Annotated in this window: 11 protein-coding genes; 7 read left to right on the top strand and 4 right to left on the bottom strand. The window is 59.0% G+C overall.

Annotated elements, in window-relative coordinates; translation table 11 throughout:
• Window positions 1-59 precede the first annotated feature (59 nt).
• The 3 genes from BCS36_RS06345 (at window position 60) to mgtA (ending at window position 4212) form a co-directional block, all read left to right on the top strand.
• Window positions 60-599: a protoporphyrinogen oxidase gene (locus BCS36_RS06345; protein WP_291302064.1), complete on the top strand. Its 540-nt coding sequence runs from the start codon at window positions 60-62 to the stop codon at window positions 597-599.
• A 346-nt stretch (window positions 600-945) separates the two neighbouring features.
• Window positions 946-1089 carry a hypothetical protein gene (locus BCS36_RS06340; RefSeq protein WP_291302063.1) on the top strand — a complete coding sequence of 48 codons (144 nt, stop codon included), beginning with the start codon at window positions 946-948 and terminating at the stop codon, window positions 1087-1089.
• Window positions 1090-1509: 420 nt separating this feature from the next.
• Window positions 1510-4212 (top strand): magnesium-translocating P-type ATPase, encoded by a 2703-nt coding sequence (mgtA, locus tag BCS36_RS06335; RefSeq protein ID WP_291302062.1) that lies wholly within the window; start codon window positions 1510-1512, stop codon window positions 4210-4212.
• A 393-nt stretch (window positions 4213-4605) separates the two neighbouring features.
• Here mgtA and BCS36_RS06330 read toward each other — a convergent pair whose 3' ends face one another.
• The gene (locus tag BCS36_RS06330; RefSeq protein ID WP_291302061.1) at window positions 4606-4953 is read right to left on the bottom strand and encodes a DVU0772 family protein; all 348 of its coding nucleotides are present in this window, start codon (window positions 4951-4953) and stop codon (window positions 4606-4608) included.
• 943 nt (window positions 4954-5896) lie between these two features.
• On the opposite strand from BCS36_RS06330, the gene mdlC reads away from it, so the two are divergent.
• Both mdlC and BCS36_RS06320 read left to right on the top strand, forming a co-directional pair.
• On the top strand, window positions 5897-7519 hold the full coding sequence (gene mdlC / locus BCS36_RS06325; protein ID WP_291302060.1) for a benzoylformate decarboxylase: 1623 nt from the start codon (window positions 5897-5899) through the stop codon (window positions 7517-7519).
• A gap of 228 nt (window positions 7520-7747) precedes the next feature.
• On the top strand, window positions 7748-8692 hold the full coding sequence (locus BCS36_RS06320; protein ID WP_291302059.1) for an AEC family transporter: 945 nt from the start codon (window positions 7748-7750) through the stop codon (window positions 8690-8692).
• A 402-nt stretch (window positions 8693-9094) separates the two neighbouring features.
• On the opposite strand, the gene BCS36_RS06315 is transcribed toward BCS36_RS06320, so the two are convergent.
• On the bottom strand, window positions 9095-11794 hold the full coding sequence (locus BCS36_RS06315; RefSeq protein ID WP_291302058.1) for a hypothetical protein: 2700 nt from the start codon (window positions 11792-11794) through the stop codon (window positions 9095-9097).
• Window positions 11795-11927: 133 nt separating this feature from the next.
• Between BCS36_RS06315 and BCS36_RS06310 the strand changes: the two genes are divergently transcribed.
• Both BCS36_RS06310 and secA read left to right on the top strand, forming a co-directional pair.
• Window positions 11928-12293 carry a molybdenum cofactor biosynthesis protein MoaE gene (locus BCS36_RS06310; RefSeq protein WP_291302057.1) on the top strand — a complete coding sequence of 122 codons (366 nt, stop codon included), beginning with the start codon at window positions 11928-11930 and terminating at the stop codon, window positions 12291-12293.
• A gap of 470 nt (window positions 12294-12763) precedes the next feature.
• On the top strand, window positions 12764-15334 hold the full coding sequence (gene secA, locus BCS36_RS06305; RefSeq protein ID WP_291302056.1) for a preprotein translocase subunit SecA: 2571 nt from the start codon (window positions 12764-12766) through the stop codon (window positions 15332-15334).
• Between the two features lie 414 nt (window positions 15335-15748).
• Here the strand turns inward: secA and gcvPB are convergent, their stop codons facing one another.
• Entirely contained in the window at window positions 15749-17197 is a 1449-nt protein-coding gene (gene gcvPB / locus BCS36_RS06300) for an aminomethyl-transferring glycine dehydrogenase subunit GcvPB (protein WP_291302055.1), read from the bottom strand.
• On the bottom strand, window positions 17194-18525 hold the full coding sequence (gene gcvPA / locus BCS36_RS06295) for an aminomethyl-transferring glycine dehydrogenase subunit GcvPA (RefSeq protein ID WP_291302054.1): 1332 nt from the start codon (window positions 18523-18525) through the stop codon (window positions 17194-17196). The genes gcvPB and gcvPA overlap by 4 nt, the downstream gene beginning before the upstream one ends.
• Window positions 18526-18981: the final 456 nt, after the last annotated feature.

Below are 18981 nucleotides of genomic sequence, written 5' to 3'. Positions count from 1 at the left end.
TCCAGGTGCTCCACGCGGCCAGAACGTGCCGCACAAATTCAGCATACAGCGAGGTTCGCATGCGCATTTCCGTTTTTTTCCCCCTTCTTCTGGCCTGCGTGCTGGTTTTGGGTTCCGGCGTCCTTGCCGCGAACGCGGCTTCTGAAGCCTCGTCAGCCGCAACCAGGGACTTTGCCCGCTTCAGCGCAAAACTGCCCGAGGGATGGGATGGCGAAGAGCGCACCGGCTTTCGTTCCGGCAACGATGAAGAATGCATGCTGATACTTGGCCTCAAGGACCCGTCGGGCGACAACTACAAGGCGCTGGTGAGCGTTTTTGTTCTGCCCAACGAAAAAAACGCCACAAGCCAAAGCATCGCCGAAGACCTGCGCCAGTTTCAGGCCGAGGCCACAGAACCGCAGCAGGACGGCCACTTCTGGTCATTCAGCGGCGAACCGCGCAGCCAGGCATTCAAGTCTTCTGCCCTGACAAGGGTTCACGCCACATCTGACATGGTGCTTATTGCCATTATTCAGGATCCGGAAAACCAGGGAGCCCTGGCCGTCTTCGACAGCCTGAAAGGCCTTACGCCGCAAACCCGGGATCTGCTCGGCCGGTAAAGCCAAAAGTCAGCACCGCCTGCCCTGGCGCGCCGTGTGCGCAGCCGGTTGCCCTGCTGCCGCCTGCGCAATCCGCGCGCCTTTCTATGCAATTTGCGCGTGTTCCTCACAGGGCAGCCCAAAAGATTGCCGGGCATGCTTGACTCTTCAGGCAAAATTACCTAGAGCTTTTTCTGTCTTATGCACCCTTACCCCGTAACCCTTAACCCTAAATCAAGACCCGTTATGGACAGTTTACCCAGTAGTAGTCAAACCTGTGCGATCGGTTTGCCTGAAATAGCACGCTACGGCCTGTAACGGTTCCTTCCCGCTCGCCGCAGCCTGTTTCGGGCATCGGAGGCGAGCCATGAAATTCTCTCTCTTTCTCTGCATTATGCTGGCTGTGGCGTTTTTCGCCATCAATCTCTTTCTGGTGCTGACCACGTCACCCCGGAATTTTCGAGCATATTTTCCCGCGCCTGCGGCCTCTTGCGTCACACCCGCAAGGTAGCCGCACCAGGCAGGTATTTGTGTAGCGGCCTGCCCACTGGCGCAAACCGGTTTTGAGAATATGCATCTCAAAGCCTGAAGCCGCCCTCGCGGCATACACCAGCGCAGACAGGCTGCGCTTACGCCTTCACGGCGAGCCCTGCTCACGCAACCGCCAGAGCAGGCCCACCGTGAACCAACCCTGACGCGCACGCCGCGCAAAAACCGTCGCCCCACAGGCGACCCGCAAAAAAGGAGTTCCTGAGTCATGGACCATCCCCCTAGTAGCTTCGCAGCGAATGCCCCCACAGTGTTCGCTGCGGACACGATGCGCATCAACATTTTTACCGCCGCCCCGGTCGCAAGGCTGCATTTCCTCTCCTATATCGCATAGGCAGGACATGCTTCCGCCGCGCGCCTGAAGCGGCAGGAGGCTATGCCAATGTTTTTTGATTTCCGTAAGGCGGCGCGCCCCGCGCATGCCCACACCTCCCTTCGGGCCGCAGAGGCCGCACAAAAAAGCCTTAACGAGCTTTTCACCAGCCTTGATTCGTGCAGCGAAGGCCTGCAGGAATCCCAGGCGGTGGCCCGGCTTGAGACTGAAGGCCGCAACGACGTCGCGCGCGAGCGTGTGCCCAATCCATTGGTGCAGCTTGCCGGGGCTTTTAATAATCCCTTCATCTACGTGCTGCTTATTATCAGCGCCGTCAGTTTTTACAGCGACTACTGGCTTCCGCTGGGCGCTGGCGAAGAAACCGACGGCACCAGCGCCGCCATTGTGCTGGTAATGGTGCTCGTGAGCGGCTTTATGCGCTTCTGGCAGGAATACCGCTCAAACAAGGCCGCCGAGGCCTTGCAGGCCATGGTGCACACAACGGCCACAGTCACCCGGCGCAATGAGGACGGGCAGTCCGAAACCAGAGAAATCCCGCTGGCAGAGCTGGTTTCAGGCGATATTGTGCGGCTTACCGCCGGAGACATGATCCCCGCTGACGTCCGCCTGATCGAGTCACGCGACCTTTTTGTCAGCCAGGCTGCCCTTACCGGCGAGTCCCTGCCTGTGGAAAAATACGACACCCTTGCCGCTGTGGCGGAAAAATCCGCCGGAACAGCCGGGCAAGCCGTTCCCTCGGGTCGCGCCCTTGATGCGGGCAATATGTGCTTTATGGGAAGCAACGTGGTCATTGGCACCGCCACGGCCCTTGTTGTGGCTACCGGGGCCAATACCTATTTCGGTTCGCTGGCCAAGAGCATTGTGGGCACCCGCTCCCAGACGGCCTTTGACAGGGGCGTCAACAGCGTAAGCTGGCTGCTCATCCGCTTCATGCTCTGCATGGTGCCCATTGTCTTTTTTATCAACGGCTTCACAAAGGGCGACTGGAGCGACGCCTTCATGTTCTCCCTGGCCATTGCCGTGGGCCTGACGCCCGAAATGCTGCCGATGATCGTCAGCGCCAACCTGGCCAAGGGCGCGGTGGCCATGTCGCGCAGCAAGGTGGTGGTCAAGCGCCTCAATTCCATCCAGAACTTCGGCGCAATGGACATCCTGTGCACAGACAAAACCGGCACCCTGACGCAGGACAAGATCATTCTCGAACGCCATGTGGACGCGCTGGGAAACAGGGACGACGACGTGCTGCGCCTTGCCTGGGTCAACAGCTACCACCAGAGCGGCATAAAAAACCTTATGGACAAGGCCATTGTCCATTTTGGCGAGCAGCACCCAGAAAACGGCCTGCCCCGCCACATGCACAAGGTGGATGAACTCCCCTTCGACTTTGTGCGCCGCCGCCTTTCGGTCATCGTGTCCGATACTTCCGGCGAACACCTTCTGGTTTGCAAGGGCGCAGTGGAAGAGATGCTCTCCATCGCGTCGGGCGTCTACGTGCACGGCAAGGTCGTGCCTATGGACGCCCAGTGGCGGCAAAAGATCATTGATCTGTCCGAGGCATACAACCGTGACGGCTTCCGGGTGCTGGCCCTGGGCGCAAAAGCCATCAAGGGCGACGATATCCGCCAGCAGTACACCACTGAAGCGGAAAAAGACCTGATCATCAGAGGTTTTCTCACTTTTCTTGATCCGCCCAAAGACAGCGCCGAATCCGCCATTGCCGCTCTGCGCGAACACGGCGTGGGCGTCAAGGTGCTTACGGGCGACACGCCGGTCATCACGGCCAAAATCTGCCGTGAAGTCGGCCTGGAACCGGGAACCGTGCTCACCGGCGACCAGCTGGACGCCATGAACGAACAGGAGCTGCTTGCAGCCGCGCGGGAACACGACGTGTTCGCAAGGCTCACCCCCCTGCAGAAGTCGCGCATCATCAAGACGCTGCAACAGGGCGGCCACACTGTGGGCTTTCTTGGCGACGGCATAAATGACGCTCCCGGCCTGCGGGATGCGGACGTGGGCATTTCTGTAGATTCCGCCGCGGATATCGCCAAGGAATCCGCAGACATCATTCTGCTTGAAAAAAGCCTGATGGTGCTGGAAGAAGGGGTTGTCAAAGGCAGGGAAACCTTTGGCAACATAATGAAATATCTTAACATGACGGCGAGTTCCAACTTCGGCAACGTCTTTTCGGTGCTGGTGGCCAGCGCATTCATTCCCTTTTTGCCCATGCTGCCCATCCAGTTGCTGCTGCAGAACCTTTTGTATGACTTTTCGCAGCTTTCCCTGCCCTGGGACAGGGTGGACAAGGAGTTTCTGCAAAAACCCCGCAAATGGGACGCAAAGAACATCGGCCGCTTCATGGTCTGGATAGGCCCCACCTCATCCATCTTTGACATAACCACCTATGCGCTCATGTGGTTTGTCTTTGGCGCAACCAGCGTTGAGATGCAGTCGCTCTTCCAGTCCGGCTGGTTTGTTGAAGGCCTTCTTTCCCAGACCCTCGTGGTGCACATGCTGCGCACAAGAAAAATCCCCTTTGTGCAAAGCACCGCCGCGCTTCCGGTGTTGCTGCTGACAGGAACCGTCATGGCGCTCGGCATGTACCTGCCCTTCTCCGGGCTTGGCAATCTGGTAGGCCTTGAACCCCTGCCCTGGAGCTACTTTCCCTGGCTGGCGGCCACGCTGCTGTGCTACTGCGTTGTGGCGCAGGCCATGAAGGTGGTGTACATCCGCAAGTTTGGCCGCTGGTACTAGGCTACTGTTATTTTGAAACGCTTTGTGGGGGAGGGACCCTTTTGCAAAAGGGTCTCCTCCCCCATGCCCCCTCCCCCTAAAACTCTTATTGAAGTTATAATGTTACAAGGCGCTTTCTGCTCTGAAGCGGGGCTTGAGAGGCAGCGTCTTTCAGGTGTTACGCCATCGTAACGTAGATCTGCAGCCCCCGCAGCAAACGCCCGCTACGCGCATCAATCAAAAAGCCCGGCAATTTCTCAATGGAATTACCGGGCCAAAACTGAAAAGGGGCCGCAATGCGGCCCCTCACGCGTTTCACTTCAGTACATGTACGTTTGCCCAAGCCGCGCAGCCTCTATGGGCTGTTGCGGCCAGATATGCTGCGAGAGCGCAAGATTGCTGCGCCCGGAGGGACTAATCCTGCTCAAGCTCATGCTTGAGCCAGGACTTCACTTCAGGGGTCGGCGCGCTGATGCCTCGCCAGTCGCCATGCTCCTTGCGAAAATCATCCATAAGATTCTTGGGCAGGGGCAGGCTGATAAGATCGTCTGCCCTTTCGGAGTTGCGCCGAACCAGCCGCACCATCGGGGGACTCTGCCAGCTGTCCACAACAAAATAGTGGGCCACATCGTCCTTGGAGCGAACCGGAGGATACTCCGAATGCCAGTCGTTATTGCCCCATTCAAGATACATGGTTACCGCATGCTCCGGGGTCAGATTCCAGTCTATATCGTAAAGTGCAAAGTCCTTAAGTTGCGACATGGCGTCCTCCTCATTGGTCTTGTTTTAATAATAATCATTCTTGAAAATATTGGCAAGACGTGTGGACTCAAAAAAGCCTCAACCTGCTGAAAACGTTAATAAATTCAAATGAATATTTACTATTAAAAGAGTACGTTAGAGCAGCTTACGGATAAAACGAGCTGGCTGCTCTGCAAGGATTTTAGCAAAACCCTTGCCTCAAAATACGAGTAGGCGGGCTTTGCCTGCCGTAAGCGAGCATTTCAGGCGTTAAAGGTTTCTCGCGGATGATCAGATGAAGCCTGCTCACAGCGTCCTTCTATTTTCAAGCCCCAATCACGCCTGCACCCGCTTTTTCCGAAACAGGCAGCGCGTCTTGGCGGCAGCTGTCGGCACGCTCACAAACCTTGCCACGCCACAGGACCTGCTGGGAACGGACTGAACTGTAACGCGTGCTGTCTTTTTACGCTGTCTCACTGCTCACAAAGCCTGATGCTTTGCCAAGCCCCGCGCACGGGTGAAACTTCTATGCCGCCACGCGCAGACCGCAAACACGCTGCATGGGCACGGCCGTGGATGAATCCGCAGCCGCTTTCCCGGAGGCCTCGCGCCATCATGGCAACGCATTCCGCTTCTGCGCGTAACCAAAGGGCGCATTACGGCAACGCCCACATGGCAAAAACATCTCGGGCCGCTCCCCTACACGTCACGCGGCTGGCGGTGAACGCAAGAGCGGCTGGCAGCGCACGCGCAGCCTTTTCGCTATGCCAAATGCTCAATAAATTTCAATTATTGAAAGCACATATCCACAAAATTCGCTTTCCCAGCGGCCCCAGCATTCGGCCAAGCCCGCCTCTTTGTGTAACGCATACCAGCAGGGCACAGGCTCTGTTGCTCGGCGACTCCGGCTATGCTACCCAATTAAGAGTAATAGTAACGTTAACCGTCAATTGCGGAGATACTTATGGCTATGACCATCCGAGAGGCAACCTTCAAGCTTTTACGCCAACTGGGCCTTACCACCATTTTTGGCAATCCCGGTTCCACCGAAGAAACCTTTCTTAAGGATTTTCCCAAAGACTTTCGCTACATACATGCACTTCACGAGTCTTCTGCCGTTGGGGCCGCCGACGGCTACGCCCAGGCCACCCGCAGACCGGCGCTGGTGAATGTGCACACCTCGGCCGGGCTGTGCAATGCCATGAGCAACATTCTTTCAGCCAGGATGAACCAGACGCCTCTGATCATCACGGCAGGCAACCAGACCCGCGAGATGCTCCTTCTGGAACCGTGGCTGACCAATGTGCAGCCAGCGGAACTGCCCAAACCCTGGGTCAAGTGGAGTTACGAACCGGTGCGTGCGGAAGATGTGCCAGCAGCGATCATGCGGGCGTATGCCATGGCATTGCAGCCCCCGGCCGGGCCTGTTTTTCTGTCCATCCCGCTTGACGACTGGGACAAACCCGCCATCGGCGAGCCTGTGGCGCGGTGCGTGGCGACCCGCATCGGACCTGATCCCGAACGCATAGCCAGATTTGCCGACCTGCTCTCAAAAGCTAAAAACCCCGCGCTTATTTATGGCGCTGCCATTGCCAGGGGCAATGGCTGGAAGCAGGCCATTGCCCTTGCCGAAAAGCTCAACGCCCCCGTTTGGGCGGCTCCCGCCTCGGAGCGACCCCCCTTCCCCGAAGACCACCCCCTTTATGCCGGAGGCCTGCCCTTTGCCATAGGCCCGCTGGCCAAAAAACTTGAAGGGCATGATGTGGCCATTGTCATCGGCGCGCCGGTTTTTCGCTACTATCCCTATGTGGCAGGCCCCTATATTCCTGAAAAACTGCAACTGCTGCACATTTCTGACGACCCGGAAGAAACCGGACGCGCCCCGGTGGGCGACAGCATGCTCTGCGACGCCGTGCTGGCGCTGGAAGCATTGGAAGCCCGCGTCAAAGCGCGCTCCACTGTTCCCAAGGTCAAAAAGCAGGCCCAACGCATGGCCCCGCACCCAGCCGCGCCCGAACCTTGCCAATGCAACATGCTGACAGCGCTTGAACTTTTTAAAACTCTACGTGAAGCCACCCCTGCCGAGACTGTTCTGGTGGAAGAATCGCCCTCCAACCTCGGCGAACTGCACGCGGCCTGGCCTGTGAAGCTGCCCGACACCTTCTATACCTTTGCCAGCGGCAGTCTTGGCTGGACCCTGCCCGCCAGCGTGGGCTTTGCCCTGGCTGAGCGCGACAGTGGTCGAAACCGCCCGGTTCTGTCCATTATCGGCGACGGCTCCATGCAATATTCTGTTCAGGGGCTCTGGACGGCGGCACAGCAGGAACTGCCCATTCTCTTTGTCATACCCAAGAACGGCGCATACGCCATCCTGAAATCCTTTGCCGCCCTTGAAGAAACCGCTGGCGTCCCCGGTCTTGACCTGCCCGGCCTTGACATCGTCTCCCTTGCCAGGGGCTACGGCTGCGAAGCCCTGCGCGTCGAAACCGCAGAAGGCGTGCGCAAGGCCTGCGCTCAGGCTTTCAAACGTTCTGGCCCGACCCTGCTTGAAGTGCCCATCATTCCCGCCATTCCTTCCTTGCTTTAGCAACAAACGCTGCCCGGCCCCATAAAAGACCGGGCAGCGTTTGTTCATCCGCCAGCAGCCGCAAGCCTGCGCACGATCCGTAACAGTGCGGTACCGCGCCCGTGGCGTTCGGGTTTTTCTGTCAACAAAAGCGGCTGACATCCGTGGCGCATGTGAGCGGCCATGCCATTCCCGTCAGACGCGCCCGCATCGTGAGCGACAGACCACACGGCAATAAAGGAATCCTCTATGCTTGAAACAATCATCACGGCTCTGCTCCCCATTGTGGTCACCCTGCTGCTGGGCCTTTTGGCCGGGTGGCGGCATGACTTCACCCAGGATCAGGCTTCTGTGCTCAACCGCATGGTTATGGGCTATGCTTTGCCCATGCTTCTTTTCGCGGGCATACTGGGCACGCCCCTCGCTGAAGTGCTGAAAAACGTCCAGGTCTTTTTGTGGCTGGCTGTAGGAATGGCTGGCGGCTTTATACTGGCATTCCTGATTTCCCGTTTTGTATGCGGGTCGGACGTCAGGCTGGCGGCTCTGCGCGGCCTGGCCATTGCCGGGCCCGCCGTGCCCTTTGTGGGCACCCCGGTACTGGGCCTGCTGTTTCCGGTGGAGGCCGATCTTTCCATAGCCGCAGGCAGTATTCTTCTGAACCTTGTTCTGGTTCCCCTGGCCCTTGTCTTTCTTGTGGGTGCAGCGCAGAGCGCCAGAGGCGGGCAGAAAAAGAGCGTCGTGCGCATTGTGGCTGCAAGCATCGTCAGTGCGGTGCGGCAACCTGTCGTATGGGCGCCGGTGCTTGCTTTCGTGCTGTTGCTGCTGGGGCTGGACATGCCCAGGGTTCTCAAGGGCTCCTTTCTGCTGCTGGGGCAGGCAACCGGCGGCGTGGCCCTGTTTGCGGTGGGAGCGGTGCTTTATGCGCAAAGGGTGAGCGTGTCATTGCCCGTGGTTGTCAACGTCATTGCCAAAAACATCGTGCTGCCGGGCATGATACTTCTGGCCATGATCTGGCTGGCGGTTCCGGGTGCAGAACGCGGGCTGGTTGCCGTAACGCTGGCCATCCCCACGGCCTCCATCGCCGTCATCTTTGCTGTGGAATATGGAACCGGGCAACAGGAAATGGCTTCAACCCTGTTCTGGAGCACCATACTGTCCGTGCTCACCATGGGCGGCTTTATCTGGCTGACGTAACGCCGTTTGACGCCGGGGCGCGCTGGTTTTCAACGCATTTTTTACGCTGGAGTTGCTCGATAACCGCGTGAACAGCCGCTCATGGTGAAGGCGCAAGCGCCGTTTGCGGCAGCACCTTGGACTGCGTACAGGCATTCTGCACGCAAAAGCCCGCCAATCTCTGCATTTCATTGCAGTTGGCGGGCGTTTGAACTTTTGCATCCGATCCGGTTTCTGTCACTGGAGCAGGCGCGTTTTGAAATGGTATGCTGCCTGAAAGGGCTGCCTCAGCCCTGCAGATCAAAAACTCGCTGAGCGACAGTACATCACACCAAGAGTTTTAGGGGGTGGGGCGTGGGGGGCAGTATAACCCTTTTGCAAAAGGGTCCCTCCCCCACAAAGCATTCTCGCCCTCACAAAGCATTACCCACTCTTTTCCTTATACTTGCGTTGCGCCTCACGGACGGCCATGGCCTCACGCGACTTTCGGGCTTTTTCCTCTTCCGCGCGGCGCTGCTTGCGGACACGTTCGAGCCGCTCCTGCTGTGCCTGTTCGCGCTGCTGTCGTGCCTGTTCCAACAGCTTTTCGCGCTTGCTGTCAAAAACAAGGGTGGAACGCAGGGCCGCAATGCCAAGGGCCACAACGGACACGATGAGAATAAGCACCTTTTGTATGGACCACTGGTCGTCGCCAAGGATTTCACGCAACCAGCCCAGGCGCAGGCTGTCGCCCCAAAAGACCACAACGGGCACGCCAATAAAGCAGATCAGCAGCCCGAGGAGCTCCAGCCACAAAAATGTTTTGCCCATGGTGAGGCCGAAAAGCGTACCGTCACGCACCATGCGCAAGAATTGCAGGCGCTTGCGCAGGTTGCGCAGCAGCTCTGCCAGGCGCGGCGTATCGCCCTGCGTGCGCTTGAATGATTCCGCTTCCTTGAAGTTGCAGGAAAAGGCGCGGTTGATGATGCCCGCGCTTTCATTGAAGTCGCGGCTGAACTGACGCAGGGCTGCGGGAAAGGGGAACCATGAAGCTTCGTCACGAATTTCTTGAATAATATCAAGATAATATTTATACTTATTGCGTAAATCTTCCACTTCGTGACTGATGCAGGCCTCAAGCTCTTTTTCCAGAGCCGGCAGTTCTTCCACAACCTTGAGATAGGCAATATAGTTGGTGGTATTGCCGAGTTTTTCCAGTTGCCGCACCTTTGCCCCAAGCTGCAGCTGCACGAGATGCTCCGGCGGAAACCAGTCGTCAAGCCGGGCATGCAGGGCATTGATGGCCCCGCCGTCCGCCTCGGCCTTTTTCTTGGCCTCGGCCCACAAATCGTACAGGGAAGAAAGAATGAGCAGACGCCCCCGCTCCAGGGCAGGGTCCACCAGCACGCGGTTGAAGTAGGTGGGGTCTTCGCGGATAAGCTTTATCAGCATATCCTGCACCGCTTCGGCAAAGCCCATTTTGACCTTGCAGGCCATTTCACGGTAGCGGACTTCGCGCCACTGGGGCATGACGCGCCATACCTGGGCGTATTGCTCAATGGCCGCGCCATAATGCCCCTGCTCTTCCTCAAGCCTTGCCTGTAAAAATTCGTTCCAGGCCTGAAGCATGGGCGATGGGGCGAGCATGGCCGCTTCGCCAAAGGCTGCGGCGGCACGGGGGAAATCCTGCCGCTGCACATGGCAGAAGCCCAGAACCATCCGCAAGCGCCAATCGCGCGGGTGCCGCGCGATGCTCAGGCTTGTCTTTTTGTCAATGTCCGCCAGCCCTTCGGGCGAGGCGGCCACAAGCTTGTTCAGCATGTCCCAGGCGGGGCTGTCGTCACGGGCGGGGGGCGTCTCGCCCGGTTCGGGGTCGCGCATGCGGTACAGCCAGTACCGGGGCACATTGCGCAACTGGCACATGCCGTTGATGTCCAGCACGCCCTGCAGCACAAGCGCCGCGTCGCCGCCTTCCGCCAGCACCACGTCATAGCCAGCCATATGCTGCTCGGTAAGCACCTGTTCGATACGGCGGAAGCCCTCATTGATGGCGTCCAGGTCCAGATTCGCCACCTTGTCCCACAAGTCCTGCCCGCTGGGCGGGATCTGGCGTGTGGGGCACTGGGCCGCCGTGTGGCTGTGGATGCCGCAATAAAAACACCCGGTTTCCGCCGCGTCGCCCGCTGTCAGCTGGGCGGGCATGAGCAGGGGGATGGAACGCTCGCTGAGGCTGTTTTCGTCCAGCAGCACGTTGCACCAGCTGTCCATGCTCATCTGCTCGCCGGTATACCGCAGGTCGCGAACCGTAAAGCCCTCGCCCAGCAGATAGGCGTTGCGATAGCTCAGGTAGGGGAAGTCCGGCATGAGGTTGTCCCACTGCAGGCCGATCTTCTTGGGCAGGTCGCTGTTGAAATTGAGATTGTTGCGGTCGGCAACCACGCAGACGCAGGGCCAGCACGCCCCGCCTTCGCCGTTTTCCTTATCGCAGCTGTGCAGATAGTCGCGCAGAAAGGTGCGCAGCATGAGCAGATTGTCCATGGCCAGCATCACAAAGGAGCCGCTGACGATGGACTTTATCTTGAGCCGCTGCAACAGCCCTTCGATCTTTTTGAACATGGCGCTCCAGCCGCTCTGGTAGGCTTTGTCCAAAGGGCTGCCCAGGGGGTGCAGGATGGCGAACCATGCCTGGGTGGAGGCATAGGGCATGCGCACGTCCACCAGCATGGTGGCCCAGTCTACCGGGCTCATGCCCTGGCGGCCAGAACTGCGCTCAAAATCAATACCGGGAAGGTTCTTTTTGCCTTCGCGACTCTTGGGATGCACCCATACTTCAAGGCCGTCGCGCACAAGCATTTCCTGCGACTGCAGGGCGCCGTCCAGCAACAGGCTCACGTCACGCTTGCGGCCAAACTGCAAGCGCCCGGGAAAAAGCTCTATGCTTACCGGCAGTTCGTTGAAATTGCCCCAGACCATAAGCCGGGCCAATGCCAGAAAGACATCATCGGTAAAAAAGAACCACAGGGCCTGCTCTTCTTCCTCGCCCACCAGCATGCCGCCATAGTTGAGCAGCGTCTGCCCGACGGCAGGGGCCAGTTTGCCATGCCAGCAGACCCACAGAACATGGCCCATGGTGCTCATGCTCATGTCTTGGGTCTCAGGAAGACGGGACAATAACTGCGATAGCTGGGCCATGAACAAAATCCTTTATGAAGGCACGGGCCTGGTATATACTGCCCAGCGCCACAATCGGATGTGGATCAAACCAAGGCGGTTCCCTATGGATATTAACAAAACTCTTCAGGAACTCAAAGCCCGCCCCGGCTTCACCGACCACGTGGGCATGGTGCTCGTTCACAACGGCGTGGTACGGGGATGGTCACGCGGCGACCACGCCACGGTCACTTCAGTAGACATCAGGCCCGACCGTGAAAAGATGGCCGCCATTGTGGCCGAAATGGAGCAACGCCCCGGCATTTTCGCCATTGTGGCCGATGCCGAGGAGGGCCTGCTCAAACCCGGCGACGACGTGCTCTTTCTTGTTGTGGCCGGCGACATACGTGAAAACGTCAAGGCCGTCTTTGCAGAACTGCTGGACAGAATCAAGGCCGAAGCCGTCATAAAGCAGGAACATCTGCAAGACTGAGCGCCCAAACTGACCGTCCAAACTGGCCGCCCGAATTGACTGAAAGACTGACCGCAACCCGCCGCGGCACCGTCCAACGCCTAAAAGATGATTTTACGAGCGGCGCTCTTTGTATTGTATCGGCAGCGATAACAGAAGAATAAGTCCTGTGGCGAGAATAAGTCCTGCGGCGGTTTTTCTTCTTGCCTGACGGCAGCCGGTGAACCCGCGCAAAAGAGCTTCGGCAACACCCGCAAGCAGCGAGCTTCACCGTCCCGCCGCCACGGCGCTGCGGCTCCGAATTTCACCTTTTCCGGCGAAGGCCGCGCCCGCCCGCATTGCCAACCCGGCATTTATGTCTTATTTTAAGGAGATGCCGCCAGCCCCCCAGGCTGCTCAGGACCGTGGGCCCTGAGCTTGCGCCGACGCGCCGTAAAGGCGCGAGCATCCGGGCCAAAGGCGGCTTGCCCGTGCCCAACAGAGGAGACTTCATGTTCGGCTTTCTTTTCAAAAAAATATTCGGCAGCAAGAACGAACGTTATTTGCGCCGTCTGCGCCCCCTAGTGCAGCGTATCAATGCCTTGGAACCACAGACGCAGGAACTGGCGGACGAGGACTTCGCCGCCCGTATCCTCCAGTACAAAAATGCCGTTCAGCAAGAAGGCCAGACCCTGGACGCCCTCCTTCCCGAAGTGTTCGCCCTGGTGCGCGAGGCCTCGCGCCGCGTGCTGGGCATGCGTCACTACGACGTGCAGCTCATAGGCGGCATGGTGCTGCACAAGGGCAAAATCGCCGAAATGAAGACAGGTGAAGGTAAAACCCTCGTGGCCACCCTGCCGGTGGTGCTCAACGCGCTGTCTGGCAAGGGCGTGCACGTGGTCACGGTCAACGACTACCTGGCCAAGCGCGACTCGGCCTGGATGGGCCAGTTGTACAGCTTTTTGGGTCTGACCACGGGCGTCATCGTTCACGGTCTTGACGATGAGGAGCGCAAACAGCAGTACGCCGCCGACATTACCTACGGCACCAACAACGAGTTCGGCTTCGACTACCTGCGCGACAACATGAAGTTCTACGGCCACCAGCTGGTGCAGCGCGGCCACAATTACGCCATTGTGGACGAAGTGGACTCCATCCTCATTGACGAAGCCAGAACGCCCCTCATCATTTCCGGCGCTTCCGACGAATCCGTGGGCTTTTACCGCACTGTGGACGAAATCGTCCGCAAACTCCGCCCCGAGCATTACACCATTGACGAAAAAGGCCGCACCGCCATGCTTACCGACGAGGGCGTGGCCTACTGCGAAGAGATGCTCAAGCTCGACAACCTCTTCGACCCCGCCAATATCACGGCGCAGCACCACGTCATGCAGTCGCTCAAGGCGCACCAGATTTTCAAGCGCGATGTGGACTATATCGTGCAGGAAGATCAGGTTGTCATTGTTGACGAATTTACGGGCCGCCTCATGGCGGGCCGCCGCTATTCCGACGGCCTGCACCAGGCTCTGGAAGCCAAGGAAGGCGTGACCATCGCCGCCGAAAACCAGACGCTGGCCTCCATCACCTTCCAGAACTACTTTCGCCTGTACGAAAAACTTTCGGGCATGACGGGCACGGCCGACACCGAAGCCGTGGAATTCCACCAGATCTACAATCTGGAGGTTATCTCCATTCCGCCCAACCGGCCCATGGTGCGTAAGGACTACCCCGACCTCATCTACCGCAGCCGTCAGGAAAAGTTCGACGCCATTGTGGAAGCCATCACCGATCTGCACAAAAAAGGGCAGCCCGTGCTTGTGGGCACCATTTCCATTGAAACGTCCGAAATGCTTTCGCACCGCCTGAGCAAGCTGGGCATTCCCCACAACGTGCTCAACGCCAAGCAGCATGAAAAAGAAGCCGAAATCGTCGCTCAGGCCGGTCAGGCAGGCAAGGTCACCATCGCCACCAACATGGCCGGACGCGGCACGGACATCGTGCTGGGCGAAGGCGTGGTGGATCTCGGCGGTCTGCACATTCTCGGCACTGAACGGCACGAAAGCCGCCGCATCGACAACCAGTTGCGCGGCCGTTCCGGCCGTCAGGGCGACCCCGGCTCATCCCGTTTTTACCTGTCGCTTGAGGACGACCTCATGCGCCTTTTCGGCTCTGACCGCATCAAGGGCCTTATGGAAAAACTGGGCCTGCGTGATGGCGAAGCCATTGAAAACGCCATGGTCACCCGTGCGGTTGAAGGCGCGCAAAAACGCGTTGAAGCGCATCACTTTGAAATTCGTAAAACCCTGCTGGATTATGACAACGTCATGAACCAGCAGCGCGAAGTCATCTACGCGTTGCGCCGTGAACTCATGGTGGAAGAAGACCTTGACCCGGTCATGGACGAGTTCATGAACGACGTGCTGGACGACGTGTACGGCTCCATTGAAAACGTGCCCGTGGACGATCAGGACGGCCTCCGTCAGGCGGCCTTTGCCCGCCTGCGCGACGTGTTCAACCTTGACCGCGTGCTGCCTGAAAACGCCCGCCTGCCCGAAAGGGAAGAGTGCGGCCCCCTGGTGCACAAGATTCTTGGCAGTCTCAGGGCCGAAACCGGCGACAGCTACCGCGACATCCAGCGCTACTTCATGCTTGAAGAGCTTGACCGCAGCTGGAAGGAACATTTGCGCAACATGGACGCCCTGCGTGACGGCATCGGCCTGCGCGGCTACGGCCAGCGCGACCCCAAGCTGGAATACAAGCGTGAAGGCTTTGAACTGTTCCAGTCCATGCTCTTCCAGATTCGCGAAAGCGTGTTCCGCGCCCTGACCAGAATCCGCGTGGCCCCCGCCGAACCCGTTGTGGACGCCATTGAGGTGGCCCCCGAAGAGGTCGAGCCCCAAGGCCAGCCGCTTGCGCGTGAATTCCGCCATAAGGAGCGGGCCAGTAGCCTGTCCTACTCCGGCGGCGGCGATGCAGAAGCCTCCAACACTCCGGCCAAGGCCGCGCCCCGCATAGGCCGCAACGATCCCTGCCCTTGCGGCAGCGGCAAAAAGTACAAGAAGTGCTGCGGCGTGGATAAATAACAGCCGCGCCTCGCCGGGCACGATACCCGGCAGCACAACAATACAATGAACCGACAGATAGAGGGGGCCGCGCTTTGCGCGGCCCCCTCTATCTGCATCTGGCTCTTTGAAGTGCTCTCAAAAGCCTCGCCTCTGGAAACCCTGTTTCAGATCAGGAGGCTCTCTGCAAAAACTGAAACAAAAGTAAAAGTTTCAGACAGTTTCGTCATGAGATGAATTTCCTGTTATATCACGGAGAACAAGCCTTTTATGCGGGGAATGCACTCTGCTGGTACTCGACCGGAATAAAAGGCGAAGTTCGACGCAGAAATACCAGGAAAGGCGCTCGTGACGACACTGTCCAGGGGGTGGGGGCATGGGGAGGGACCCTTTTGAAAAAGGTCCCTCCCCCATAAAGGTCACAAAAAGAAAACCTTAGGCCATGTCTTCCGTAAGAATCATGTTTCGGGCCGCCGCCGTTTCGTCCATACGGCGTGCGGGCAGGGTCACGGGAGCGTCCAGCAGGGCTTGCGGATCGCTCTTGGCCACGAGCATGATGTCTTCCAGGGCTTGCACAAAGGAGTCCAGCGTTTCCTTGCTTTCCGTTTCCGTAGGTTCGGCCATGATGCACTCATGCACGATCAGCGGGAAGTAGATGGTGGGCGCGTGGAAACCACGGTCCAGCAGGGCTTTGGCTATATCCAGGGCGCGGGTTCCCTGAGGCGCGGAGGCCACGAACTCGTGGGCGCACAGCCGTGCGGCATAGGGAATATCCAGGACTTTTTCCAGACGCTTTTTCAGGTAGTTGGCATTGAGCACCGCGTATTCCGAAGCCCTGGTGAGCCCTTCGGCTCCGAGGCGCATCATGTAGGCAAGCGCGCGTATCAGTATGCCGAAGCTGCCGTAGAAGGGCCCCATATAGCCGATGGACTGCGGCACATTGTAATCAAGGCTGTACATGCCGTCCGGCCCCTTGCGCACGCGCGGGGCTGGCAGGAAGGGGATGAGGCGCTCGCCCACGCCCACGGGACCGGCGCCGGGGCCGCCGCCGCCGTGCGGGGTGGACAGGGTCTTGTGCACGTTGAGGTGCACCACGTCAAAGCCCACGTCGCCCACGCGCATCTTGCCCATGATGGCGTTCATGTTGGCGCCGTCGTAGTACAGCAGGGCGTCGATCTTGCGCAGTTCCGCCACGATGCGGGGCAGATGCACTTCCATAAGTCCCAGCGTGTTGGGGCAGGTCATCATGAGGCCCGCCACATCTTCGCCGTGCTTCTGGATGGCGGCCACGATGGCGTCGGGGTCCACCATGCCGTCGCGGGATTCTATATTGATGGTCTCAAAGCCCGCCAGAGCCGCCGAAGCGGGATTGGTGCCGTGGGCGGCGTCGGGGATGAGCATTTTTTTGCGGTTACGGCCCTTGGCCTTGTGGTAGGCGGCAATGAGCTTGACGCCCACAAATTCGCCGTTGGCCCCTGCCATGGGCTGCAGGGTAAAGGCCTTCATGCCGGTGAGTTCGCAGAGCAGGTTTTCGGCCTGATACACGCACTCAAGCGCGCCCTGGGTGCAGCCGACGCCGCTGCCCAGTTGGGCGAGCATGGGGTGCAGACGCGTAAAGCCGGGCAGCGAGGCCACATACTCCGTGAACTTGGGGTTATACTTCATTGTGCAGGAGCCAAGAGGATAGAAATTGCCGTCCACACAATAATTGAGCTTGGAAAGGCCGGTAAAATGGCGCACCACGTCCAGTTCGGAGCATTGGGGCAAACGGGGCTCTTCCTTGCGCAGCAAGCCTGCGGGCAGCATATCCGCAGCCTTGGGGGCGTCGGATTCTAAACAAAAGGCGCTGCGACCGGGCACGGATTTTGCGAATATGGTTTTCACAACAGACCTCCCACGGTTTCGGCCAGCATACCGATCTGCTGACGGCTGTTGCGTTCAGTGCAGGCCAGCAGCAAGACGTTTTCCATACCGGGATAGTACCGGCCAAGAGGATACCCGGGCACGCAGCCGTGTCCGGCCAGGGCGTCCACCAGCGACTGAGCGGGTATGGGCAGACGCAGGGCCACTTCATTGCCGTAAGGGGCGTCGTTGAGCAGCTCAACCCCCTTGATGGCAGTGAGGCGTTCCACGGCGTACCGGGCAAGGGCCATGTTGTTTTCAGCCAGCCGCGTGAGGCCGCAGGGGCCGAGCAGCGACATGTAGATAAGCGATCTCAAGGCGCACAGCGCCTGGTTGGAGCAGATGTTGGACGTGGCCTTGGCCCTGCGGATATGCTGCTCGCGGGCCTGGAGGGTCAACACGTAGCCCGTTTTGCCGTCGAGATCGTTTGTGCGGCCCACAATGCGGCCGGGGAACTGGCGGATATGCTCTTTGCGGCAGGTCATTATGCCAAGGTAGGGGCCACCGAACGAAAGGGGCATGCCGAGGCTCTGCCCTTCGGCAACGGCCACATCCGCGCCCATTTCGCCGGGCGTCTTCAGCACCGACTGCATGACCGGGTACACGGAAATGACGCCGAAAGCCTTGTGCTCGCGCGCTTTGGCGAACACCTGGGTGTAGTCGGCCACCGCGCCGAAGAAGTTGGGGTTCTGCACAATGACGGCGGCAGTGGTGTCGTCGATGGCAGCCATGAGCGCGTCAAGACGGCTCACGCCCTTTTCCTGTTTGACGGTCTTGAGTTCAAGGTCAAGGCTGGAAATATAGGATGCCAGCATGACGCGCCAGATGGGGTTGACGGCCTCGTCCACCACGAGCACGCGGCGGCGGGTGGCCCGCACAGCCATCATGGCGGCCTCGAAAATGGCGGAGCCGCCGTCGTACACAGAGGCGTTGGCGCAATCCATGCCCATGAGGCGGCTTATGGCCGTCTGGAACTCAAAAATGGCCTGAAGGGTACCCTGCGAGCACTCGGGCTGATAGGGCGTGTAGGACGTGTAGAACTCGCTGCGCCCTGAAAGCGCGTCCACTGCCTTGGGGATGTCGTGGGCATAATAGCCCGCGCCAAGGAAGGATATTATATCCGGGCAGTTTTTGGCGGCCAGGCCTTCAAAGTAGGCGCAAACGGCGGCTTCAGACTGACCTTTGGGCAGATTGAACTGTTTGGGGCGCATTTCCGGAGGAATATCGGCAAAAAGGCCGTCCAGATCGCGCACACCAACCACGGAGAGCATTTCATGCAACTCTTCCGGTGTGTGGGGGATGTATGGCATATCTGCTCCTTGAACATGTTACGCGTGACGGATGCCTGGAAGGTAAGGGGTATCCGTTGGAATAGGCGGCGGCTGCGCCCGCCGCTCACGTTGAGCTGGCGGGCCTGTAAACCGCGTCGCCATATTCCGGGCCGCAACCCCGGGCGCCGTTACCGGTCCCAAGGCATTGGGGGGCTGGCTTGGGGCATTTCACCTTGAAATGCCCAGGCATCTGCGTGGCAGACGCCCCCGTAAAACGAAACGCAACTCCAACCGAGCCCACAGGGCTTGCGGATGAAGACAGCACCGCCATGCAGGGCAGTTTCACGTTGAAAGCGCCCTGGCGGCAGCGTGAGCAGGGGCTGGCCATATGAAGGCCAGGTGCGGCGTATCCGCGCTGTCACGCGCCGTTACCTTTGTGAATGCATATTCGCAAAGGAACCCTGCTCCAGAATCCAAACCAGACTCAAAGCGCAA

The organism is Desulfovibrio sp. MES5 (genome assembly GCF_002237645.1).
Taxonomy (GTDB): domain Bacteria; phylum Desulfobacterota; class Desulfovibrionia; order Desulfovibrionales; family Desulfovibrionaceae; genus Desulfovibrio.
This window is presented reverse-complemented; position numbering and strand designations above follow the sequence as displayed.